This is a genomic window from Desulfobacula sp. (assembly GCF_021107415.1).
The window spans coordinates 1-4,857 of the sequence record NZ_JAIOSW010000145.1; the positions used below are offsets into that span (position 1 = coordinate 1).

Annotated in this window: 5 protein-coding genes; all 5 read right to left on the bottom strand. The window is 40.9% G+C overall.

Going from position 1 to position 4,857, the window contains the following annotated elements; all coding sequences use genetic code 11:
* Window positions 1-661 (bottom strand): TRAP transporter large permease subunit (locus tag K8S13_RS07670; RefSeq protein WP_291461688.1); only part of this gene is annotated, 661 nt, incomplete at its 3' end.
* Complete coding sequence (locus K8S13_RS07675) at window positions 651-1,184, bottom strand: TRAP transporter small permease subunit (RefSeq protein ID WP_291461689.1); 534 nt, start codon at window positions 1,182-1,184, stop codon at window positions 651-653. The genes K8S13_RS07670 and K8S13_RS07675, both read right to left, overlap by 11 nt.
* Before the next feature lie 4 nt (window positions 1,185-1,188).
* The gene (locus K8S13_RS07680) at window positions 1,189-2,274 is read right to left on the bottom strand and encodes a TRAP transporter substrate-binding protein (RefSeq protein ID WP_291461691.1); all 1,086 of its coding nucleotides are present in this window, start codon (window positions 2,272-2,274) and stop codon (window positions 1,189-1,191) included.
* 57 nt (window positions 2,275-2,331) lie between these two features.
* Window positions 2,332-3,597, bottom strand: a complete 1,266-nt coding sequence (larA, locus tag K8S13_RS07685; protein ID WP_291461693.1) for a nickel-dependent lactate racemase — start codon at window positions 3,595-3,597, stop codon at window positions 2,332-2,334.
* A partial coding sequence (locus K8S13_RS07690) for a (Fe-S)-binding protein (RefSeq protein WP_291461695.1) occupies window positions 3,594-4,857 on the bottom strand: 1,264 nt, incomplete at its 5' end. The genes larA and K8S13_RS07690, both read right to left, overlap by 4 nt.

A 4,857-nucleotide genomic window follows, 5' to 3' on the forward strand; every position in this document is an offset into this window, starting at 1 on the left:
GGCCTTTTCCATGGGCAGCCGGAACATGTTTTGTTCCAAAAAATGTAGACAAAAAGATAAACAGACAATAAAGAAATACCAGAATCATTCCCGGAATAACCGCACCAATAAACATATCTCCAATGGGTACTTCCATTACGGGACCCAAAAGAAGTAAAACAATGCTGGGAGGGATAATCTGGCCCAAGGTTCCCGAGGCTGCAACTGTGCCGGAAGCAAAAGAATTTGAATACTTATACTTAAGCATGATGGGCAAAGACATCAATCCCATTGTGACAACTGTTGCCCCGACAATGCCGGTGGATGCACCCAGTAATGCGCCGACAATGACAACGGAAATGGCCAGTCCGCCCCGTACATTTCTAAAAAGTTCTTCCATTGTTTCCAGTAACTGCCTTGCCAGCCCTGATCTTTCAAGTGCAAGACCCATAAAAATAAACAGGGGAACCGCCATGAGCATGGTATTGTTCATTACTCCCCACATCCGCAGGGGCAGCAGATCAAAAAAGCTCACGTTTAACCCGATAAGACCAAAAAGGAAGGATGTCCCCATCATGGTAAAGGTGACGGGGAATCCTCCCATTAAGGCAATGGTCAATACTAAAAAAAGCCATGCAGCCAGGTAGTCGGCAATCCAAAATGGTAAATATTCAATCAGCATTATCGTTTTCCAGGGGTTTGTCCATAAGTATGAACGCGCTTTTTACAAAAAGTGAGATTCCCTGGATCAACATTAAAAAATAACCGATTGGTAAGGTTGCTTTTAATAAAAATCTTGCAGGAATACCGCCGGGATCAATGGAAACTTCTCCTATTTTATATGCCACAATAACCCATGGAATACTTGTACTCAAAACCAGATAACATGAAGGGATTAAAAAAAACAGGACACCGAATAAATTGATTATTGCCTGTTTTTTTTTATTCATGACTGAATAAAAAATATCCACGCGGACATGTCCGTCATGCAGCAGGGTAAAGCCTGCACCTAACAGGAAAATAAAAGCAAATACATGCCACTCCAGTTCAGCCATAAACACAAAACTGGTATTGAAAACATAACGCATGATCACATTGGAAAAGATCACCAGGATGAATAAAAAGACAGCGGATGTAACGATAACACTGCCGATCCATTCATTGATTTTATCACAGAACAAAACGGCTTTTTTAATGGTTTTCATAAATTTAAGCCATTGTATTCCAATAGACTTTTTCAGACATCTTCCCCCACACAGCTGTTTTTGCCTGGAATGCTTTATAGTCTTCATGTACTTTTGCGGCAAAAGGATCTTTTTGGGCTTCTTCTTCAATCACTTCTCTGGATATGGTTTTTAATTTTTTTAATACATCTTCAGGATAGACCTGTACATCCACGTTGTGCTCTTTTACCAGCTTGTCCAGGGCTGTTCCGCTTTGTGCATCAAATGCTGCCAGGGTTCTGACATTAATATCAGCTGCTGCAATATCAAGGACTCGCTGAAAATGTTTGGGCAGATCATTGTAGGCTTTTTTGTTGAAGAAGATATCCAATACGGGACCGGGCTCATGCCATCCCGGAGTGTAGTAATATTTGGCAACCTTATAAAGCCCAAGCAGTATATCATGAACAGGGCCCACAAATTCTGCTGCATCCACAACCCCTCTTTCCAGGGCTGGAAATATTTCAGATGGCGGTACAAAGACAGTTGTCACACCCACTTCTGAAAGGACCTTGCCTGCGATACTGCCGATCCGCATTTTTAACCCCTTGAAATCCTCCAGGGAGTTGATTTTTTTTGCGTACCAGCCGCCCATCTGCATACCTGAATTTCCAATAATTCTGGGAACAAGATCAAACCGGTCATACAATTCATTCATTAATGCCTGACCATTGCCTTCATAGAACCAGGCGTTAATAGACTGTGCATTCATTCCAAAGGGGATGGAGCCAAACCAGTTAAACGCTGTTGATTTACCCGCCCAGAAGTAGGGAGAACCGGTTCCCATTTGTACCGTTCCTTTGGACACTGCATCAAACGCACCCGGAGGGGGTACTAATTCACCTCCGCCATAGAGCTTGATTTCAAACTGTCCGTCCGTCATTTCTTTTACATTCTCGCAAAAGGTTTTTATACCGTCAAACATGATTCTTACTTTTGGATTCCAGAATGAAGTGGCCGTCCATTTGATTTTTTTAGGAGATGCAATAACTGTAGGTGCTCCGACTGATAATGCGGCCGCGGCTGTTGCTGTCCCGATTCCTGCTTTTTTTAAAAACGTTCGTCTTTTCATGGTGCCCCCTTAAAATTTATTATGAGTTAAATTTAAGCCTATCTTTAATCCGGCCTGTCATGAATTGTCTAAAACAGGCAGGATATTTTCAGCAAATGGTATAATATACCCTTTCCCTTTTAAGCTTTTAGTGTAGTTGTCAATATTATTCGTATATTTAAACCCTAATTCTTCAGTTGTAAGTTTTGAAAAATCTGAAACAAGCGTTACATCAAACCGGTTAAGGACATCAATCACCCTGAACGCGACATAGGACGGCATATTAAAATTTAGTACCAGTTCCTTGCCGATTTTTTTGGGATCATCTTTAAATTTTTTTAGAAGAGATGAAAAGGTATCATGTCGCACACCCTGTGAACACCCGGCAACAAAAAGGATCTTTCCGCCTTCTTTGACAATATTGATCGCATTGAAAAGGGCTTTGGTGGATTGATACAATTGTCTATCTGTCCTGTGGCCGCCTGCTGAGATCAGGGCAAAATCTCCTTTTTGGGAAATACGGATACAACAGGCCTGGTCCAGTTTTTTACAGCCGTTCATAAACGTGTTGTGCAACGGACCCACATCGGCATGGAAAATATCACCCATACCATTTGCAGCAAGGACCACATAAGTACAGGTTTTATTTTTTAAGAACAGGTCTGCTGCATCATTCAGATCTTCATTAATGGGATTTCCCCAGAGCTTTGCCTGCCGAACCATGGGATGGGGTGCTCCATCTTTTTTCATGGCAAGAGAGTGGTTTTGCTGGATAGAGTCATATCCTGCAATACCCGGTAATATATATTTTCTGCCACCACCAAACCCGGCTGCCATATGATGGAGGATGCCACCAAATATGATTATATGATCGGCTTCAACTGCCTCTTTAGTGATATAGAGTTGTGTCTTTTTATAGGTTTCACCCAAATAGATAAGGCGGGCTTGATTTTTATTTGCAGAATTGAGAATTTGAATCCTTTGACTGCAAAAGGTTCCGGCAAGCAGGGAGAACTGATCTTTACCCATATCATCATGGGTCCCAAGTGCAATAATGATTTTGATGTTTTCCTTTGAGATCCCCAGTTCAAAAAGAGTTTTTACAATTTGAGGTACAAAAATATCTCCCCGGGCCCAGAGTCTTGTGTCATCCGGGATGATAATGGCGATTTTTTTATGCCGGATATCTTTTGGAGCATGGGTTCTTATCCCTTTTGAAATGATCAGTTTGATTTTGTCATGGCTGATTCCCGGAATATCTTTACCCATAATGATGTCAAACACTTTATCATCAGATATGGTGATGTTAAGGGGGGCTTGATTTTTTTTTAATTTAACTTTCATGCCGGTTTCAATACCGAATGTATCAGACTTACAGGGTGCAGAACCTGTAAATTGTCATTATTATTCAGATTGCCGGCAAGGTTCATCCTGCAGACCGGGCAATCCGTGAGCCATAGTTTTGCCTGCACGGCTTTTGCATTTTTAATTTTTTTATCAACCATTTTTTTTGAGAGTTCCGGATATTCATAAAAAAACGTACCCCCACCTCCGCAGCATTCCTCAACATCAATAGTTCTTTTGTAGCTTACAAACGGCAGTTTTTCAAGCAAAGTTTCAGCAATGATATGGGAGTGGAAAGTATTCTTTGTATGGCAGGGAGCATGGTAGGTGACAGATAGTTTTTCTGTGAAATCAGGATCAAATTCAAGGCGGTCAAAATTTTGATCAACAAATGAGAGGATATCTATTACCTTTGTGGAAATTGCCTTTGCATCAAAAGGGTTTTTACCTTGATTTTCTAAAAGACGGGGATATTCATTTTTTAATGCTTCTCCGCAGGTGGAACAGTCCACAAGAATGGCATCACAATCATGGTCTTTTAAGGCATTAATATTTGTCATGATATTTTTAAATGCCTTGTCTGTCGCTCCGTGAAATAATAATGGAATGGAACAGCAGGTCTGGTCTTTTGGAATAATAATTTTATATCCCATGTGTTTTAAGATTTCAATCGTGGCAAAGCCTGTGTCATCATATAAATAGTTTGTTGCACACCCGGTAAAATAGACCACGGTTCCCACTTGTTTCTTATTTGAAAGGATAATTTCATCATTGGCTTTGCGCAGTGGAGTACAATTAAGTTTTGGAAAATTTTTCAAAGGGATATTGCCAAGTTTATAGTCCCGGGCAAAGCTGTCAGGCACAAATTTTTGCCCGGGTCTGGCAAGACCGGCACCCAATTTTATCCGATATTCACGGGCCAGCAGATAAATCAGGCTTTTAATGGCGGGTGTTTCACCTTGAGTTTCCACCATTTTTCTTCTCATTTCCATGAACTTTGAATAATGATCTATCCCGGAAGGACAATTGGCGGCACATGATCCGCACATCAGGCATTTTGATACAATCTCTTTTAATAAAGGAGAAGAAGCAAGGGTGTTGTTGTCATAAGCTTTTATCAGTTGAAGCTTGGCCCGGGGGGATACCTGTTCCTCTTTTAATATTTTATACACGGGACAGGTATTGAGGCAAAGTCCGCATTTCCCACAATTTTGAAGTGTTTTTTCAGTCATACGAATGTTCCAATTATACAAATTTACC